General features: G+C 38.9%; 16 protein-coding genes. 8 read left to right on the forward strand and 8 right to left on the reverse strand.

Features of this window, described 5'->3' with window-relative positions:
- Nucleotides 1-100: 100 nt before the first annotated feature.
- The 4 genes from NBH07_RS00700 to NBH07_RS00715 all read right to left on the reverse strand — a co-directional run bounded on the left by NBH07_RS00700 (nucleotide 101) and on the right by NBH07_RS00715 (nucleotide 5018).
- Nucleotides 101-1207 carry a tyrosine-type recombinase/integrase gene (locus tag NBH07_RS00700; RefSeq protein WP_055295521.1) on the reverse strand — a complete coding sequence of 369 codons (1107 nt, stop codon included), beginning with the start codon at nucleotides 1205-1207 and terminating at the stop codon, nucleotides 101-103.
- A gap of 95 nt (nucleotides 1208-1302) precedes the next feature.
- Nucleotides 1303-1917: a TetR/AcrR family transcriptional regulator gene (locus NBH07_RS00705; protein ID WP_005924132.1), complete on the reverse strand. Its 615-nt coding sequence runs from the start codon at nucleotides 1915-1917 to the stop codon at nucleotides 1303-1305.
- Nucleotides 1918-2256: 339 nt separating this feature from the next.
- A complete protein-coding gene (locus tag NBH07_RS00710) occupies nucleotides 2257-2778 on the reverse strand; it encodes a GNAT family N-acetyltransferase (RefSeq protein ID WP_005856094.1) in 522 nt (173 codons plus the stop codon).
- 41 nt (nucleotides 2779-2819) lie between these two features.
- Nucleotides 2820-5018 carry a tetratricopeptide repeat protein gene (locus tag NBH07_RS00715; RefSeq protein WP_009017829.1) on the reverse strand — a complete coding sequence of 733 codons (2199 nt, stop codon included), beginning with the start codon at nucleotides 5016-5018 and terminating at the stop codon, nucleotides 2820-2822.
- A gap of 86 nt (nucleotides 5019-5104) precedes the next feature.
- Here NBH07_RS00715 and lepA point away from each other — a divergent pair, with 86 nt between their 5' ends.
- On the forward strand, nucleotides 5105-6892 hold the full coding sequence (lepA, locus tag NBH07_RS00720) for a translation elongation factor 4 (RefSeq protein WP_008771820.1): 1788 nt from the start codon (nucleotides 5105-5107) through the stop codon (nucleotides 6890-6892).
- A 96-nt stretch (nucleotides 6893-6988) separates the two neighbouring features.
- Here the strand turns inward: lepA and NBH07_RS00725 are convergent, their stop codons facing one another.
- Nucleotides 6989-7828, reverse strand: a complete 840-nt coding sequence (locus tag NBH07_RS00725) for a CvfB family protein (RefSeq protein WP_009017830.1) — start codon at nucleotides 7826-7828, stop codon at nucleotides 6989-6991.
- A gap of 196 nt (nucleotides 7829-8024) precedes the next feature.
- On the opposite strand from NBH07_RS00725, the gene NBH07_RS00730 reads away from it, so the two are divergent.
- Genes NBH07_RS00730 through NBH07_RS00760 form a run of 7 tightly spaced genes read left to right on the forward strand, consistent with a single transcriptional unit; the run spans nucleotide 8025 to nucleotide 15792 of the window.
- Nucleotides 8025-8828, forward strand: coding sequence for a polysaccharide biosynthesis/export family protein (locus NBH07_RS00730; protein ID WP_009017831.1), 804 nt, complete (start codon nucleotides 8025-8027; stop codon nucleotides 8826-8828).
- An 8-nt stretch (nucleotides 8829-8836) separates the two neighbouring features.
- Nucleotides 8837-10432, forward strand: coding sequence for a GumC family protein (locus NBH07_RS00735; protein ID WP_009017832.1), 1596 nt, complete (start codon nucleotides 8837-8839; stop codon nucleotides 10430-10432).
- Nucleotides 10433-10451: 19 nt separating this feature from the next.
- Nucleotides 10452-11237 carry a glycerophosphodiester phosphodiesterase gene (locus tag NBH07_RS00740; protein ID WP_009017833.1) on the forward strand — a complete coding sequence of 262 codons (786 nt, stop codon included), beginning with the start codon at nucleotides 10452-10454 and terminating at the stop codon, nucleotides 11235-11237.
- Entirely contained in the window at nucleotides 11237-12631 is a 1395-nt protein-coding gene (locus NBH07_RS00745) for a lipopolysaccharide biosynthesis protein (RefSeq protein ID WP_009017834.1), read from the forward strand. The genes NBH07_RS00740 and NBH07_RS00745 overlap by 1 nt, the downstream gene beginning before the upstream one ends.
- Nucleotides 12632-12638: 7 nt before the next feature.
- Nucleotides 12639-13421, forward strand: coding sequence for a LicD family protein (locus tag NBH07_RS00750; RefSeq protein WP_009017835.1), 783 nt, complete (start codon nucleotides 12639-12641; stop codon nucleotides 13419-13421).
- Nucleotides 13422-13425: 4 nt separating this feature from the next.
- A complete protein-coding gene (wecB, locus tag NBH07_RS00755) occupies nucleotides 13426-14601 on the forward strand; it encodes a non-hydrolyzing UDP-N-acetylglucosamine 2-epimerase (protein ID WP_039848713.1) in 1176 nt (391 codons plus the stop codon).
- Between the two features lie 3 nt (nucleotides 14602-14604).
- Entirely contained in the window at nucleotides 14605-15792 is a 1188-nt protein-coding gene (locus NBH07_RS00760; RefSeq protein WP_009017837.1) for a glycosyltransferase, read from the forward strand.
- Nucleotides 15793-15799: 7 nt separating this feature from the next.
- Here NBH07_RS00760 and NBH07_RS00765 read toward each other — a convergent pair whose 3' ends face one another.
- The 3 genes from NBH07_RS00765 to NBH07_RS00775 are packed head-to-tail and all read right to left on the reverse strand — an operon-like array spanning nucleotide 15800 to nucleotide 18654.
- Nucleotides 15800-16885, reverse strand: coding sequence for a glycosyltransferase family 4 protein (locus NBH07_RS00765; RefSeq protein ID WP_009017838.1), 1086 nt, complete (start codon nucleotides 16883-16885; stop codon nucleotides 15800-15802).
- Between the two features lies 1 nt (nucleotide 16886).
- Nucleotides 16887-18110: a glycosyltransferase family 4 protein gene (locus NBH07_RS00770; protein ID WP_009017839.1), complete on the reverse strand. Its 1224-nt coding sequence runs from the start codon at nucleotides 18108-18110 to the stop codon at nucleotides 16887-16889.
- Nucleotides 18088-18654 (reverse strand): hypothetical protein, encoded by a 567-nt coding sequence (locus tag NBH07_RS00775; RefSeq protein WP_250833451.1) that lies wholly within the window; start codon nucleotides 18652-18654, stop codon nucleotides 18088-18090. The genes NBH07_RS00770 and NBH07_RS00775 overlap by 23 nt, the downstream gene beginning before the upstream one ends.
- Nucleotides 18655-20049 lie beyond the last annotated feature (1395 nt).

The raw sequence follows: 20049 nt of genomic DNA on the forward strand, positions 1-20049 counted from the left end.
CTGTTTTGATGTTAATTGTTTATAAATGCACCTTTAGGTGTAGGATATTTCGATAACCGACACCCGGCAGGTGTGTTTCCTAATCTCTAATAACTGCACCTCACGAATTATCCAGTGTATCAAGAGGATTAGGGATTTTTGCTTTATGGGCACTTGACACATGAAGATAAATGGTTGTGGTCTTGATGTCGTTGTGTCCCAGCAATTCCTGTATCGTGTGCAGGTCTGTTCCCTGTTCCAGCAAGTGTGTGGCAAAGGAGTGGCGCAGCATGTGTACGTGTACACGGTGTTTGATGCCTGCACGATGTGCGGCTTCTTTCAGCACTTTCACCAATGCACTTGCCGAATATTGCTCTCCGGGTGTTTCGCCCTCAAACAACCATTTTTGTGGACGATATTCCCGAAAGTAGTGCCGTAGTTCTTCCAGCAACTTGGGCGAAAGGAGCGAATAACGGCATTTCTTCCCCTTGCCCATGATACGAACCGACATTGTTTCACTGTTGATGTCCTGCGGGGTCAGGTTAAGCAATTCGCTTCTTCTAAGTCCGGCAGAGTAAACCAACGAAATCATGCAGTGATGCTTGATGTTGGAAATTTGTGCAAGGATGCGCTTAATTTCATTCTTGCTCAACACTTCGGGCAGGCTCTTGTACTCTTTGGCACGGGTGATACCGCCATAGTATTGCCGTTTGCCGCCTTTCACCTGCTCGTAATAGAACTTGATAGCATTGATGCGCATATTCTGTTGCGACACCGAAATCTTCTTCTCGTTCACAAGATAGAGTATGTACTTGTTGATGTCCGGCACTTTCAGGCGGTCGATGTTCCGTCCCTTGTGATATTCCATGAAATCGCTGAAATAAGCACGGTATGTTTTGACGGTCGAGGGGCTGTAACGCTTTTGTTCCAGCAGTTCGAGATAGCCTTTCGGCAGTGTGTATTCCCTTTTGGGCTTGGGATGCCGCACGTAAACCCGGCTGTAATCAATATAGGCGTGGGGCGAATAGCGGTCGTAAAAATCCGGCAGGCTGAAAGCGGCTGACGCTATGTATGCAGAGCCGTTACCAGCCATTTCCATGCCCGTGTCTTGGGCGAGCAGCAGGGCGACAGCCTGACTGTTCGCATATTCTATCCGTATGTAATCCGCACCGTCCCTTGTTTCTTTGTGTAGCACGATGCTTCCTCTTTGTTTCTGAACCTTATCCATGTCGCTGAATTTTGCTTCGCTCCAAAGATAAGATAAAAATACCATTATTTGAACATCTGTTCAAAAATAATCGAGGTTAAAAAAACAAAAGAGTATCAGGCTTTAAGCAGCGAATAGATATGGCGAAAATTTTCTGCCAGTTCGTCCACGTTCAAACCGTTTAGAAATGCTTGTTCGTATGACAGTCCTAAAAACATTTGCCGGAACATGATAGCCGTTTTCTTCACGTCCGTGTTGCTCCTGATTTCCCCGCTTTCTTTTGCCTTCTGTATGACTTTCTCCCATAGGTCATAGTCTTGTCGGTAGATTTTCTCAATTTTCTGCCTGATGCCCGGATAGTACATACGCACTTGTGACAGAAAGTGAAAGTAGTAGAAGTTAGGACTACAATCATGCGGGCTGCTATTATCACCAATCAGTTCAACAATCCTTTTCATGGAAGCGGCTACCCCCGCCACGTATTGCCCGATGAACTCCGCCAACGTATCGGCAGGAGCGGCAAACTTGTTTTCCGGTTCGTGCATTTGCAACACGTATTTGTCCGCCACAGCCATGAATAAATCCAGCTTGTGCGGAAAATAATAAACGATACCCGTTTTTGTCACCCCGCAGGCTTTGGCAAGCGTGATGATGCTTGCTTTCTCGTAGTTCATCCTGACAAATACGCCGAACGCTTTATCTATTACTTCTTCACGGTTAGTTATTATCATACACGTTTGTTTTTAATCGGTTACGAAGATACGGATTTTGTTTTAAGCATTTGTACCCCAGTGCTTTTTTTTAGTGCAAGGTGCAAGTATATATTTATATATATAGCTTGCACCTTGCACTAACCCAAAAATATTTATTATCAGATATTTGCGAGTTTCAAAAGAAAGCCGTATCTTTGAACCCGAAAGTTAGGCAGACAAACAGCGGTCAAAGTTGGACAAGCCCAACATCTGAAAATCGTTACTGTTTCGTTACCTATTTGAAATTTTGAAAGCAAAGTAGCTGAAATATAAGCGGTTAGATTTGTAGGTTCAAAACCCAGTCTTTCCGCTTGATAACTATGACTTATCCACGCAGAATACTAAATGAAGCATATCGATATTGCGATAATGTTTTATGAAATTTGCGATTTCCCTCATATCGTTTCTTAGTGCTACTTTTTGAGAGGGGATATTTGTGTCCCGTATGATGGAGTATACTTTGTCGAAGTTAAGGATATTGAAGGCGTATTCCTTACAAGCTATGGCGGCCTCGGTAGCATAACCTTTATGCCAGTATTCCGCCCTAAGCAAATAACCGATCTCCGGAACCTGTTGACCGTTGAATTCTTGATAGGTGAGACCACACTGACCGATAAGCTCTCCGCTGCCTTTCTCTATCATCCCCCATAAGCCAAAGCCATCGTTTTGATACCTCCTTAATTGCTTATCAAGCCATTCTTGTACCTCTTTTTTACTGAACGCTCCTTCGTAAGCGTACATTACAATCGGATCTTGTAAAAGCTTACAGATATCATCAAAATCATCTTGTTTTAATTCCCTTAATAGGAGTCGCTTTGTCTTTAGTATCATCTCTTTCATACGATATTTTTTCTTGTCTTCTCAAATTGTTGGATGACTAGTTAGAATATATCGCTCAAGGAATACCGGAGTTGATCCATCATCAACGGCACTTCCGCCTCCTCGATTCCCGCTACAAGAAGATCGGGGATATCTTGATTGAACTGCTCTTGGAACTTCGAGAAATCACCGGACTCTTTCTCCACGGCTTTTTTATAAAAAGCAAGCGCTCCCTTTATATTCTGTAATGCCCATTCCGTATGTCCCGCATTCAAGAAATCTTGGGTGTTGGGTTGATTATCCATGATCTTTTTGTAATAATTACGGGCCTGATCGTATTTACCGGTCAAGAAAGAACACCAAGCGATCGGACGCCAAGCCTTCGTGCTTTTATTGTCCAGATAATCTACCTTGAAATAATATTTCAGCGCCTCATTATAATTCTTGAGTTCAAGATGGCAGTGGCCGATACATATTTGGATCGATAAATCATTCGGATTGAAAGCCTCGTAACGATGATAGTATTTCAACGCTTCTTCCGGTTGCTTTAAGGTACGGTAACAACCGGCGATCCGGCGAATAACCCATTTACTGTCCGGATTGATAAGATCCGCATGTAAATAAGCCTCCAAGGCGCCTTGTATATCGCCATTCATTTGTTTGCAGTAACCGATTTTCTGGAATAAGATATCACTTTCTTGATTTGCGTCGGATAAGCGATTGTAGATCGTGAGCGCGTCAAGGAAGTAATTCTTCCGGAGGTAATACTCCGCTATAGTTGTCAAACTTTCCTCATCACTGACGTAAGGCTGCAAAATTGGCAGGTTATGAAAGTCTAACGCAGATGTAAATATGTCATCAAAATCCAGATGTCCCGGATAAAGTTTGAAGAAACGATACAAGTCCTGTATGTACTGTCCGGATATGATTTCCAGTTTTCCCCGTTTACTGATCAATTCCTCCTTCGTCTGTTGAATCATCTCGGAGGCTTGGCTACCAAATTGTCCCATCATCATTTGACGGGCTTGATCCGGCAATTGCATCATACTGAAATATAAGGAATATTTATCGGAATTACACATGAATGCCGCAAGAGTCATGGAATCTAGCATATCCTTTTCCGTTTGATTCTTGCTCAACTGATTGCCAAAAGCGGAATGCTCGGTCGTGAATGGTATGAACCAGTTACCCAATTCCCGGAAAAAGGGGAAATGCTTTAGGTGCACGAAAGTAGAGTGCATTACGTCCGCACCTTCTTGTTGCAGCTCGCTGAACTCCTCCATTTTCTTCCCTAAGGAGCTGTTCGATAACATATTCTGCCACTCCGGATTCATCTCGTTTCCGAGAAGTTCCGGATTGATATCCTTTAAGTTTATCTTTTGACTGATTTTAGGGCCTAGCTTGATCATCTCCGGAATGATCTCGTCTTGTAGCTTACGGGTGATCTTCTCTGTCTCACGGGCTAGGATAAAACGAAGGGTAATCGTTCGGATCGCTTTCGTAAAATTAGGAAATCCCTCGGATAAAGCCGCTAGTCGATCCGCTATCTGCGGATATAGCGCCGTACGTTTCCTATAGGTATAGAGCGTCAGGAGAATCCCGATCAACGCACGGTAACGAATCTCATCTTCTTGGAGATTGGCCGCATCGAATAATAATAGCAGTTTCTCCTTATCGAAAGCGACTTGCAATCCCAACATTAATGCCGATACGATTTGGCTACCGATGATAAAAGGCAACTCTTGGTCATTCAATAGGTTCCTGATGGAGGCTATTTCTTCCTTATTGAGAGGATTCGAGGTCCAGATCTTATTGAATAATAGGATCGTGGCGGATTCGATTTGCTGCTGCTCCGTAATGGTTCCGGTCGGAGTCTCTATCTTCACCAAAGAGGCGTTTCTCAAAACCTTGTGGAGCTGGTCATAGTTGGTAAGCTCCTTTTGCATCATTCGCCTACGGCTATAAAAGGAGAGAGGCGAATCTACCGATAAGGCCTTGTGCTTCACTATATCCGCGAACTCATAGCTGGATGCGATCAAGTTGTTGTATATCTGGTCTTGCATCGGATCTTTAGCCCCCTCGATCCGGTATCGCAACATATATTTATAAGTATCTTGTAGCTCGTTCAACCTGTCTTGGAATGAGTACTCACGTATTCCCGCTATTAAACCTTGGAGAAAATCGAACGCGTTCTTTAGCTCCTTTTCGTCTAATGAACCGATAATTCGGTTGTATGCTTTATTTATTTCTTGTATTGTCATATACTATTAACAACAAATGGTATGCCAAAAGTATAGTATTTAGGCTAAATTTCCTATCTTCGCGTACCTAAAAATAAATTTAGCAGATGAAGAATATCCGCAATTTCTGTATTATTGCTCATATTGACCATGGGAAAAGTACCTTGGCAGACCGTTTGCTTGAGTATACCAAGACAGTAGAAGGTAAAGACATGCAAGCTCAAGTCCTTGACGACATGGATTTAGAGCGTGAGCGTGGTATTACGATCAAGAGCCATGCGATCCAGATGAAGTATAATTATAAGGGTGAAGAATATATACTGAACCTGATCGATACTCCGGGGCACGTGGACTTCTCGTATGAGGTTTCCCGCTCTATCGCCGCCTGCGAGGGTGCGTTGCTGATCGTGGACGCGGCTCAAGGTATTCAGGCGCAAACCATCTCTAACCTGTATATGGCGATAGAGAATGACTTAGAGATTATTCCGGTGATGAACAAGATTGACTTGCCTAGCGCCATGCCGGAGGAGGTAGAGGACCAGATCGTGGAACTGTTGGGCTGCCCTCGTGAGGATATCTTACGGGCGAGCGGAAAGACGGGCGAGGGAGTGACTGAGATCTTGAATACGATCGTGGAGAAGGTCCCGGCCCCGAAAGGTGATCCGGAGGCCCCGTTGCAATGTTTGATTTTTGACTCCGTCTTTAATCCGTTCCGTGGTATTATCGCTTACTTCAAGGTGGTAAACGGCGTGATCCGTAAAGGTGACCATGTGAAGTTTATCGCTACGGGAAAAGAGTATGACGCCGACGAGGTAGGTATATTGAAATTAGATATGTGCCCCCGTGAGGAGATTCGGACGGGAGACGTAGGATATATCATTTCCGGTATCAAGACGTCCCGGGAGGTGCGTGTCGGTGATACGATCACTCATGTGTCTCGCCCGGCTAAAGACGCGATCGCCGGTTTTGAGGAGGTGAAGCCGATGGTCTTCGCCGGTGTCTATCCGATCGATAGCGAGGATTTCGAGAACCTTCGTGCGTCATTGGAGAAATTGCAGTTGAACGACGCTTCCTTGACTTTCCAGCCGGAGAGTTCCGCTGCGTTGGGTTTTGGGTTCCGTTGCGGTTTCTTGGGCTTGTTGCATATGGAGATTGTTCAGGAGCGTTTGGATCGTGAGTTCAATATGGATGTGATAACTACTGTACCGAACGTTTCTTATATCGTGCATACAAAGAAAGGGGAGGTGATCGAGGTACATAATCCGGGAGGCTTGCCGGACCCGACCTTGATTGATCATATCGACGAGCCGTTTATCCGTGCTTCCGTGATCACGAACACTACCTATATCGGCCCGATCATGACACTCTGTCTGGGTAAGCGTGGCATCCTGCTTAAGCAAGAATATATTTCCGGTGATCGTGTCGAGATTCATTATGACTTGCCGTTGGGCGAGATCGTAATTGATTTCTATGATAAGTTGAAGAGTATTTCAAAAGGGTACGCTTCTTTCGATTACCATTTACATGATTTCCGTCCCAGTAAGTTGGCTAAATTAGATATCCTGTTGAACGGTGAGCCGGTAGACGCTTTGTCTACATTGACGCACGTGGATAATAGCGTTACTTTCGGACGTCGTATGTGCGAGAAACTGAAAGAGTTGATCCCCCGCCAGCAATTCGATATCGCTATCCAAGCGGCGATAGGCGCAAAGATCATCGCTCGTGAGACGATCAAGGCTGTCCGTAAGGACGTGACGGCGAAGTGTTATGGAGGCGATATCTCCCGTAAGCGTAAATTGCTGGAAAAGCAGAAAGAGGGAAAGAAACGAATGAAGCAGATCGGTACGGTAGAAGTTCCGCAAAAAGCGTTCCTGGCCGTATTGAAGCTGGATTAGAAAGTCAATGGAATCCGTTCGCTAACTCAATGGATTTATAAAGAAAAGTCAATGGATTCCGTAACGGATTCCATTGACTTTTCTTGTGCAAATGGGTCACTTCTCATTCACGAGCCGTATCCCGCCATCTTCCAGCGTGATAAGATGTTGCTTATAGAGTGCCCCGATCGCTTGTTTGAAAGCTTTCTTGCTACAGCGGAATAAGGAATAGATCACGTCCGGATCGCTCTTGTCGTGTACCGGGATGTATCCCCCTTGTGTTTTCATCGCTTCCAGAATGACGCCGGCGATCCCCTCTACCTTTTGGTAGCCTTGCGGTGTTAGGCTTACGTCTATCTTATCATCCTCACGTACCTCTTTTATATAGCCTTTCAGATGCTCGCCTTTCTCAAGACGCTGGAATACCTCATTATAATAGATCAATCCCCAATGCTGGTTATTGATGATCACCTTATAGCCAAGATCCGTCTCGTCGGCTACCAATAACTGAACCTCTTGATTCTGCTCGTAATCGATAGGGGTATTGTTCAAGAACTTCTCGATACGTGCGGATGCCATGATACGTCCTGTCACATGATCCAGCCGGACATAGACCAAGTACCATTTCCCCTCTCTCATCGGCATTTTCTGCTCCTTGAAAGGAACGAGCAAATCTTTCATGATTCCCCATTCCAAAAATGCGCCGGCATTATTCACGTCTTTTACCTCCATGAACTGGAACTCCCCGACCGTTGCCAGAGGACGTGCGGTAGTAGCGATCAACCTCCCTTCATTATCATGATAAATAAACACCTCGACCTCATCCCCGGGCTTCACGTTTTTAGGTACGTAACGATTCGGCAACAAGATCTCCACCCCGTTACCGCCATCCAGATAAACCCCGAAGTCAAGGTCTTTCACTATTTTCAGCGTGTTATATTTTCCTATCTCAACCATATATTTTTGTTTTGTCACAAACTTACGCAATAATCATGAAAAAGCGGTAAAAACAACTATAATTTTGATTTGGCATGCAGCAATATCTAGACAATTGCATCGTTATAGAAGTATCTTTATACTTGTGGTCCTTTTGAGACCTCATGTTCAAACTAAAAAACGTATATTTGCACCTTATTTGAAGAAAACGAAGATTATGAGAGTAAAATTAGTATCAGTAGTGGCATTGTTTGTCTTATTGCTAGGGGCTTGTTCTGTTCCTAAAGATGTGGTTTATTTCCAAGGAGTGGATGCCTTGACCCCCGAAAAACTTGAACAAATGAGTCAAACCTATAAAACAATCATCCGTCCAGGAGATTTATTGAATATTACAGTGACAGCATGGGATCCGTCAGTTGTGACTCCGTTTAATCCTCCGGTCTATGCGTATGCTCAACAAGGAGATCTTCCAGTAGCTGCTTCTGCTTCAATGTATAATTATCTTGTTGATAAAGAAGGATTCATTAATTTCCCAGTTATAGGAAAGGTTAAAGTGGAAAATTTTACTTGTCTTGGCTTGGCTGAAGAGTTACAACAGAAAATTTCAAAATATGTTACGGATCCACTAGTAAACGTTCAGATTACTAATTTTAAGGTCTCTGTTATGGGAGAAGTCGCACGTCCCGGAGCGTTGACTGTTCGTAATGATAGAATGAGTGTTTTAGATGCAATAGGTTTAGTGGGTGATCTGACTATTAATGCGAATCGAAAAAATATATTACTTATTCGAGAAGATAATGGCGTAAAGACATTTGCACGTTTAGATTTGACTAATCCGGAATTGTTTACTTCGCCTTACTATTATATGCAACAAAATGATATTTTATATGTAGAACCGAATAAAGCTAAACAAAGGAATTCACGCTATAGCCAAGCGCAGCAGTATAGTATAACTGTTTTCTCTTCGATATTAAGTGCAATATCTGTGATAACAACTGTCATTTTAGCTATTACTAAATAAATATATCAATGGATACAACTATAGATAAAGAAACGATCAGCTTACGAAGAATTATTGTTGGATACCTACATCACTGGAAACTATTTTTATTCTTCTTTATACTTTCAACGACTTTGGCCATCGCTTATTTAGTCTTATATCCTACTACATATGAGATTATGGCCCGTATTCAATTGCAAGAAGATAAAGAATTGGGGTCTGGTTCTTTAGGGCTGGGAGAAGCAGCCGGTTTGATGAAATCTTTTGGTTTGGGTAGTGGAAACGGAAGTTCCATAATGATGGATGATGAACTGGCTAAGTTATTATCCAATGATTTGCTAACTCGGATGGTTACGGACTTAGGGCTTCACGTTAGCTATAAAAGGCCGTATAGTTATAATTATGAGATGTATGAAAATGTTCCGGTTTTGTTAACTCCAGACTCATTGACCAATGAGCATCTATCATCTCGTATAACTTTTCGTATTAATATAGATAAACAAGGAAAAGTACGAGTTGATGCGAAGTCTGATAATAAAAAGGAAGAATTGTTTTTTGATTCTTTGCCAGCGGATATTGACTTTGAGGGGAATAAATTTACTCTGTCTTATAAAAATGTGGATATGAGGCCTTATTCTCAAGATGTGGTGGTTTCCCCAGCAACTTGGATTGCTGAAGATTTGGCCGAAGAACTTATTATTGAGGAATATTCTAAAAGTTCGAATGTTATAGAATTTACTTATCGGGATTATGAGACACAGCGTGGAATGGATATGCTTAATTTGTTAATGAACTTATATAATAAGCAAGAATCTGGAGCTAAAAAGAAGGAAGGTCTTGAATCTATAACTTTTTTGGATTCTCGCATTGAGGGAGTTATATCTGATTTGAATAAAATTGAATCTATGATCGAACAATACAAGACCAAGCATAAAATGACGGATATTGAATTTGATGTCCCTTTTTATGCGGAACAAATGAAAGACCTTCGAAGTAAGATTATAGAAGTAGAGGCACAATCTAGGATCTTAGTCTTTATGGATGAATATATTAAGGATCCTAGAAATAAATATAATTTAGTTCCTTCCTTGTTGAATTCATCAGAAGGGGGAGATAAAGGAAATCCTATAGCACTATATAATGAGGCTTTATTGGAACGAGAGAAGATTTTGCAAACCTCTAAGAATGATAATCCGTTAATAGGGAAGGTTAATAAACAAGTTGATCAATTGCGAGCAAGTGTATTTTTATCAATAGAAAATGCGAAGAAAAGTTCTTCTTTGACATTACTGGATTTAAGGTCTAAAGAGAAAGCTATTTTAGATAAAATGGAATCCGTGCCTTCTGTGGAAAAGGAATATGTGGATTTTAAGCGTCAGCAAGAAATTTATCAGGCGGTATATTTGATTTTATTACAGAAACGTGAGGAGATAGCTTTGTCTATAAATAATCAACGTGACCGAGCTCGTATTATTGATGCAGCTTTTGTAAAGCAACGCCCAGTAGCTCCCCGCAAATTATTTGCAGTTTTGGGGATATTAGCTTTTACACTAATATTACCCGTAGGAGTTTTATTTATTAAGGAACAATTCATTGCTTTAAAGTCGGAATTTAACAAAAGGTAGTTTAAGATGAAGTGAATATATGTGTAGGTGTTTTTGGTTATTTTCATTTTTAATAGTATTGTGTGGGTGTGATAAGATTGATCTTGAGAAGATAAGAGATTTAAGGATCATAGCCCATCGAGGTGGCACTACTCAATATCCTGAGAATAGTTTAGCGGCGATTGCTAATGCTATAAATTTAGGTGTTGATGCTATTGAAATTGATATCCGGTTATGTAAAGACTCTACGATTGTTGTTTGTCATGATGACAATATTGATCGGGTGACGAATGGTTCCGGAAAGATAAAAGACATGACTTATGAAGAAATACTTGCATTTTCATTAGAATTTGAAGGAACTTTGACAGATCAAGTTATTCCAACTTTAGATGATGTTTTACAATTAGTGGATATGAAGGTTGAGTTATATATTGAAATTAAGGAAGGTTCTAAATCTATTGAACTTCAGTTATTAAAGTTGTTAGAAAAATATGACTGTTATAATGCTGTATCAATAATTAGTTTTGATTATCATACATTAGTTCGTATATCAGAAAAAAACGAGAAAGTTCGATTAAAGTACTTGTTATATAATGTAGATGATCCGTCAGCTCTTCCTCGTCTCTCTTATAATCTAATGGATGGGATGATATTGGATTATCAAATGATGAATAAAGACATTGTCGATAAGATAAAGGCGATAAATAAAACAATAGAAGTGTATACTGTGGATGATATATCATCAATGTCTGAGAACCAGTATGATTGGATTGAAGGTTTAATTTCTAATCGTCCGGAATATTGGATGTCTATAAAACGAAAGTGATGGGTGTTAGGAATACATTTGTGAAATCGTTTGGGCTTTATTTTTTAGGTAATATTTTATCTAAAATAATAATGTTCATCTTATTGCCTGTCTATACTGATTATTTGCCTCCTGAAGAGTTAGGTTATTATGATGTGGCAAATACGTATTTAAATTTATTGGTAACTTTTCTTTTCGTCGATATCTATGTTGGTATTATGCGCTTTGTTTTTGATCAACAAGGATTAGATGATTCTAATAGACCAGTATCAAATGGCATTATTATTTTCTGCGTTTCATTCGTGCTATATACGTTAATTGCGATTATAGCTGGAATTTTTGGGGAGATACGTTTTCTTGGTTATATTTATGTATATGGTGTTGGTCTAGTTTTAAATAATTTATTTGGTTATTTAGCTAGGACAATGAAGCTAAATCAAGTTTTTGCTATTTCAGGAGTTTTGGGTACGCTTGTGACAAGCTTAGTGAGTGTTGTTGGCTTGATTTATACAAAAGGAGATATTGAGGTTCTCTATATAGCTGCTATCTGTGGTTTATTTCTGCAAGTCGGGATTTTGGAATATAATTTACATATATTTAATTATGTGTCATTTAAATATTATGATAAGACTCTGTTAAAATCTCTTTTTCTATTCTCTTTGCCTTTGTCTTTGAATTCTTTGGCTTATTGGTTTTTAACGGGATATTCAAATGTCATTATTTCGGCTATGCTTAGTTTGAAGGAGAATGGCATTTATATGGTAGCGGTAAAATTTGGCCTTATTATTAATCTATTGTCAACTTGCTTTAATTTGGCTTGGCAAGAACTTATTTTTAGAAAAGGTAATGAGGATAGGGAATCCCTTGGTATATTTTATAGTAAGGCAATGAACTTACTCGTTGATTTTGTTGGTTTGGGTGCTCTTATCCTGATCCATGTGTCTAATCTGATATTTCCTTATATGGTAGCAAACTCTTATGAATCCGCTAAATATATTATTCCTATGTGTATTCTTGCTGCGATTATCAATGTTATAAGCGGTTTTATGGGACAGATTTATGCCGCTCTGAAAGCAACAAAGATCATAGTTTATTCTACATTTTCTGCTTGTATACTGAACGTAGTGATAGTACCTTTTTTTGTTTTACGTTGGGGTTTATTGGGGGCTACTTTAGCGATCGTGATCAGCTATTTAGTAAATGTGATTATGCGTATATATCTGATTCGCTCTGTAGTTTGTGTCCATTTTGATAGAAACACTCTTTTATTTCTAAGTGTGATGTTAACAATATCTTTGTTTGTTTACTATTCGGGGGGTACTATTGGTAATATCTTAATGGTCTTGTTTCTTGTTTTGATCGGAATTGTCCGTTTCAAAGAGCAATTTTATATGTTGGTTAAAAAAGCAAAATGAAGATGTTATGAACATTCATACAATTAATGCGGCAGGAACTGCTTTGAGGAAGCATCAAATGAAGATGTTTGATATGTTAGTGTATATTGATAAGATCTGCCAGGATAATGACATAAAATACTGTTTGTCTGGTGGTACTTTGTTAGGAGCAGTCCGGCACAAGGGTTTTATCCCATGGGATGATGATTTGGATATTGTTTTTCTGAAAAAAGATTTGGATAGATTACATTCAATATTGTTGAAAGAGCAAGATGCTACTTATTCTTTACAAGCGAATGATACGGATAGTAATTATATAGCTCCTTATGAAAAATTAAGATTGAATGGTACGTTAATTCAAGAGAATAACGATAATGATCATTTATATAAATATAGAGGTATCTATATTGATCTATTCTATTTGGAACCTGCGCTGCCTTTTTTTCATATTATATCCGATAAGACACAAACCCGCTTGGTTAACTTAGTGAAAGGTAAACGGACTACACTGAGAAATTGGGCGTTAAGAGGTTGGGGAAGCATTACAAGAAATGTTCTATATCCTTGTTTTAGTTTTACGTCATCATTGCTTTCACCTAAGTACCTTAGTTATCCTTTAGGTTCTTATTTTCATACTCAATTTAAAAAGGAATGGTTATTTCCTTTGAAAAAACTAGAGTTTGAAGGAAAACAATTTTATGTTCCCAATAATTATGAGGAAATGTTGCGTGCCCAATATGGTGATTATATGAGAATACCTTCTGAAGAAGAGATAACTACGCATATTAATTTTATTCAATTTGAGGATTAAGGTTATGAAGAAAAAAGTTATGTTCGTGTTTGGTACACGACCTGAAGCTATAAAAATGGCACCATTGGTAAAAGAGTGCCAGAAACATCATGATCTATTAGACGTGATTGTTTGTGTTACGGGACAACATCGTGAAATGCTGGATCAAGTGCTTGACTTATTTAAAATCACTCCTGATTATGACCTTAACATAATGAAGCAAGGCCAAGACTTATATGACGTCACTTCCTTGGTCTTATTAGGTTTACGTGATGTGTTAGCGGAGATCTGTCCTGATTTAGTCTTGGTCCATGGGGATACGACAAGTTCTACAGCCGCAGCATTAGCTGCTTTCTATCGGCAAATTCCTGTTGGTCATGTGGAAGCTGGTTTGCGTACTCATAATATCTATAGCCCTTGGCCGGAGGAAATGAATCGTCAGATTACCGGACGTATCGCTTCTGCGCATTTTGCACCAACCGCTTTAAGCCGACAGAACTTATTGGCTGAAGGAATCCCGGATGATAAGATTCATGTTGTAGGTAATACTGTAATAGATGCCTTACATATAGTCTTAAAGCAAGTGAAAGAGGATTGTATGATAATGAATGGGGTTAATTCTGCTTTGCGAAGGGCTGGCCTTGATGACTCATTGCTTTCTGCTTGGAATGAGAGAAGAAGACCGTTGGTTTTGATTACGGGGCATCGTCGGGAAAATTTTGGGGTGGGCTTTACTAATATTTGTATGGCTATCCGCCATTTAGCGGAGAAATATCCATTTGTGGATTTTGTCTATCCAATGCATCTGAATCCCAATGTACGTAAACCTATTATGGAAATCTTTGGGGCGGATCATTCGTTGTTATATCCCAATGTTTATTTGATAGAGCCCTTGGATTATCTACCTTTTGTCTATTTGATGGATCATTCTTATTTGGTTCTTACTGATAGCGGTGGAATTCAAGAGGAAGCTCCTGGTTTGGGAAAACCTGTTTTGGTGATGAGAGATACGACAGAGCGCCCAGAGGCGGTAGAAGCTGGTACTGTTAAGTTAGTGGGGACAGACTTTGACTGTATCGTAAATAACGTTACTGAGCTATTGGAAAATGAGCGTGTTTATGGACAGATGGCAAAGGCCCTCAATCCCTATGGTGACGGGAAGACAAGTGTGAGAATAGTTGATATTATTTTAAAGGTCTAAAAGATGAAACGAAAAATACTTTTGATACATAATGGCTATCCTTTGGGAGAAGAAGTTGGCGACAAGGTTAGGGTGCTGAATATGGCTCAATCTTTGCAGAAGATTGGATTGAAAGTCTTTTTTTTAGCATTTTATAAAAGAGGTTTTTCAGCCTTACGAAAGGAGCGAGCTAATGCTCCGATGGATGTAAAATGTTTTTTTATATATACCTTGCCTGATCGTTTGGGGTTAACTGGTATTGCGGCGCTATATCGTGCATTATATACTTGGTGGATTGTGAAGAGGTATGGGATTGAACTTATACAAATTGAGACTTCATTGTCGGCTTCTTGTGTTCGTTTCGTCGATAGGACTATTCCTGTTTTTACTGATTTTCATGCGGATCCTGTACCTGAATTAGAGATGAATGGACATTCGAGGGAATATATTAAGAAAACAATAAGGGATATTCGATATATACTTAAGCGATCGCAAAAAGTTATTGCAGTTTCAAACAATCTTCTTATGAATTTAAGAGAATATTATCCTTATGAGGGAAAAACCGCAGTATTACCTTGTAGTTTCAACGAACATATCTTTCAAGAAGTAAATGTATGTGCGAGCCAAGAGCTAAGAAAAGAGCTAGGTTTGGAAGGACGCATAGTGTTGTGCTATTTAGGGGGAACTCATAGATGGCAATGTATAGAGGAGACTTTGGATCTTTTCATGCGTTTGAGACAACTTGATCCTCGTTATTTTTTATGCATATATACTAATGGGGATTTAAGCCCATTCATGAATCGACTGAATTTACTGACGGGTAATTATCTTTGCAAAGGGTTACCTTATAAGAAGGTGCCTTTGTTTTTATCTATTGTTGATGCTGGCTTTGTTTTGCGTCAGAAAAGTTTGGTGAATATAAACGCTTCTCCTACAAAAACGGCAGAATATTTAGCATCAGGGGCGATGGTAGTGGCTACTAAATATTCTGGAGATGCTCCTGTCTTGATCCAAGAATCGGGATGCGGATTTTTACTTGATGGGGTGCAACCTTCGGATAATGAACTTATGGCACTTCATAAACGTATTTTATCGTATATGGAGAGTCGTGAAATATATGCTTCAAAGGCACGTGCTTATGCTTTTAACGAGAGAGTTTGGATTTCAAATGAAAGAAAGTTGGCTGAATTATATGAGGAATACGGTCTATAGTAAAATATTAATCTAACACTTTTCTATAAACCGTATTGGTCAAATAGGCAATTCTAGTCCATGTATATTCACTAAGGTCATAGGAAACCGAATTCGTCCCGGATAGTTTATAAGTAAGCTTATTAGCTAGTTCTGAGATGTTTCCTGTTTCGAAATAAGAGTCATTATCTAGATTTAATTGTTTGTTCGCCGGTATGTCACTGGCCAGCAAAGGCAAGTGATAACTCATGGCTTCAAGAAGGACTAAAGGAAAACCTTCATTATAAGATGAAAGGACAAATAAGGACGCATTAGAGTATAACTGTCTGAGATATTCTCCATCTGCATAGCCTGCCATAATAATATCTGTGTTTTTAGCCTTATCAATAATTTTTTTTGCGTAACTTGATGCATGGTCGATGCCTCCTGCCAAGACTAATTTTATATTTTTATGTTTAGATTGTAGGAAGGCGTCGATTAAATAATCTAATCCTTTCTCTTGGGTGATCCGTCCAACAGCCAATACATAATGGTTCGGTTGTATCCCTAGCTTCTCGATTCGATCCGTGGCGGTAGTTCTTGATTGAATGTGCACACCATTAGGAATATATGTTGATTTATTTCTTATGGCAGTTTTAAAACGATTTACTTGTTTTTTGTTGACAAATATGATGGCATCAGCCCAATTCGTAGCGAGCCATTCGCTTGCCTTTAGAATTTTCTTAGCTAAAAAATTCCATTTTTGATGTTCATAATTAGGACTGTGATAGGTTAATATCGTCTTTATGCGAGTTAATTTTAATAAGGGAATAAACATGCCTGGTCCAATATTATGAATATGTACTAAATCAGGTCTTTTGATTATACAATACAATGTGCATAAGAAGGAATGATAAAAAGATTCAAATCCTTTGATGCGTGTGGAAGGCAGATTAATGAATTGAAATGGTAATTTCAATTCACCATCTCTTTCTACTGGAAGAAAAGCTTTTCTCCTAAATATGGTAATATGATATTTATCTGACAATTCGGGATATAATTGTTCGCAATGCTTCTCTACTCCTCCCTGTACGTTAGGGAATCCTCTCGTCCCAAATACATACAATCTTTTCATACTAATTATTTTGCTTTTCTATAACTGATTGATAAATGTATATTAGTTTTTTGTAATGTTCAGTCTCTGAGAAATTGGTTTCAGCGAATGCTCTACAATTCTTAACCATCTCTTCGTATCGCTCTTCATTGATATTTAAAGCTTTGCTAATCACAGAGCGTAGGTCTTCTGGAGATTTTGGTTTGAACGTAAATCCGGTATCTCCTTCATCAATCAGTTCCGGGATGCCTGCGATATCACTTCCGATGACGGGTGTACCTATTGTATACGATTCAATTATTGTCATGGGATTGTTCTCGTACCATTCAGAAGGAACGATGACGAAAGAAGCACCATGTATAAGTGATTGCAATTCTTTACCTTGCTTGAATCCCAAAAATTCCGCATTGGGTGGACATTGTGCCTTGAGGCTATCTAGTAACGGACCTGTTCCTGCTAACTTTAGCTTAACATCTGGTAATTTACATATTGCTTTTAATAAGGTTGGTATACCTTTTTCTTCCGATATCCTTCCAAAGAAAAAAAGATAGTTTCCTTTTTTCTTTGGCTTGTTTTCTATGGAAGGGGTAAAGTTGTATAAACAAGTTGCTTTCTTTTGAAATCTAGAATCTATTTGTATATGTTTGTTCATCGAAAATTTACTTACAAAAATGAACTTGCTTAGATGCTGTATAGGAGGAAAGAAAAATGATCTTAAATAGCTATCCATACAAAGCATTGTGCTATTTATGAGATTTTTCTTGGAACAACGGTTTGTGATACAATGATAGTAATGTTTGTCCTTGCAACGTTCGCAATAGTTTCCGTTTCCATCTGTAAATGTATATGCAGGACAAACTAGCCGATAATCATGTACACTCATGACTGTTGGTATATTATATTTCCTTAAAACGGGCAATATAGATATGGACAGACTGTTGAACATTAGGTGAATATGTGCGACATCAGGCTTTTCTATCCGGATAAGCTCCTCTAATTTACGAGCCGCTTCTCTGTTATAGAAGAAAGAAGGGATATGTATAAGACGATTGATTAGGCTAGAGGCTGACAATTCGGGATAATTCACAAAATAGTGATCATACTGAGATAACTCATTCTTATCGTGTTGAAGACTGAAAGGAATGACTGTATGCCCATGATCCTCCAATAGCTTAATTGTATTGAAGAAAACCGTATCCGCACCACCTTTGCGATAGAAATATTTATTGATTTGCAGTATCTTCATGATTTGTGAGAATATTATGTTGATTGATTATTTTCATTTCCGCAAGGACTAGCCCTAAAGTCATGAGCATATAGATACCCCGATGCGTAGTGAATGTTGAGTCTGTAGTTCCTTCGATGGCAAAATATGCCACGATAAGTAAAACGATTGTTAATAATTTAGTTTGCTTGTATCCTTTATTGAACGAGATTGCTTTTTTTAAGATGTAGATCCAAAATGAAATGTATAAAATGATACCGATTATTCCAAACTGTGCCAATGAAGGATAATATGTATCTGCTATAAAACTATAAAAATCTCGGCTCATGCCCCACACATTCTCGATTCCGTATTGAACATATATTTTGGAATAGAACTCTCCAGAGGAGTATGTCGCAAAACTAGCAAAACCACTTCCAAAGGGGAAATAATCCATGAGGATCTGTGGAGATGTAGCGTATAATACATAGCGTGCGATCATATCTTTATCGACATCACTAGTAAGAGTTTGAAAGAAATAAAAATAAATTTTTTGCCAAGCGACTGCAATGATCGCTACTAGCATAATGATGATGATCAATGAATTCTTCAAGTTTAACTTGAAATTCTTGATATTTGAGAAATATAAGGCCATGAATACGGATAATGCATAAAAACCGTAGAATTTAGATCTTCCCGATAGAAGCCCTATGGATAGCATTCCTAGGAATATAAATTTCTCCTTCATGGAAAAATTACCTGTAAACAGGAAACATAACGATGTTGCTATTACACCTGCAGCGAAATAGGTTGAGTGTCCCATTGTACCAGATAGCGTATGTGGTACGAATATTTCAGTGATTGCCAGTATTAATTGGAAACACCAGCAGGAAACAGCGATCCAACGTAATATTTTCTTGCGATTTTCGGAGAAAATGGGTAATATGGAATATACGCAGAAGAAGGCCAGATAAGGCTTGAATTGTATAATGAAATCTGATATGATTGCCGCATTGACATTACTTTTGATCCATAATGAATAACAAAGATAAAATATGAATATACAGATAACGCCTAAAAATACCTTATTGATATCCCAAGAAGGGTTCTTGAATAAATTGTACCCATATAAGAAAACAAGAAATAAGGCACATATCTCATCTGTATAATCAAAACCAATTGTACCGTAGAAAATATGACCAAAAATAAGTGTAAATATGTATAGATTGAAAAAATGTTTGTTTATGAAGTCTTGCATCATAATTTATATTGAACACATTTAGATTATGTTATCTTTTATGTTGTTTACGCCGTCAAAGTTATATATAATTCTTGAAACCTCCTTGCTTTAGCTGTACTTTTGTTTACTTACCTCTGATTTTACGACTCTTATCCTTTGATATGTAGTGTATAAACATGAAACATAAATAATGTTGTCATGTTTGCTCTTTCCCATGATAATGCCGTTAAGTATACAAAAAAGAATATCTATAGGCTAAAGACTTGAATGATGTGTGGCGTGGTATGGCTGCAGGACAAATCGTTGTCTAGGAATTCAGAAAAAGACATAGTTGGCAAAATAAGTTTATTGAAATGTTCAAGTAACTAAACTTACTTTTCCGGTGAAGCTGGCTAACAGTCAAATTACTATTTATTCCCTAAAATCCAGCCTTATTCAAGACTTGTTAAGTGAATAACTTACGGCTTGTCAAGCCATAAGCTTACGGCTAGGGGTAACCGCAAGCCTACGAGTTGGGAAGTGATAGGTTATTTACTTGGAGAGCTCTAAGCTTGGAGTTTGCACAACTTTAGAATCAGTCCCAAAATGAGCCATATAGCAATTTAATCTGTATAATGGGGCAGTAGAAAATCTGTGGGGATAGGCGTATCAGTTAGCTATCCCTAGCCTTTTGATCGACGTGAATTTCATCCGTATCGGCACAAGCGATAAGCACTAGAGCTTAGAATCTGCACGAGTAGT

This window comes from Parabacteroides sp. B2-S-102, assembly GCF_023656665.1.
GTDB lineage: Bacteria > Bacteroidota > Bacteroidia > Bacteroidales > Tannerellaceae > Parabacteroides > Parabacteroides distasonis.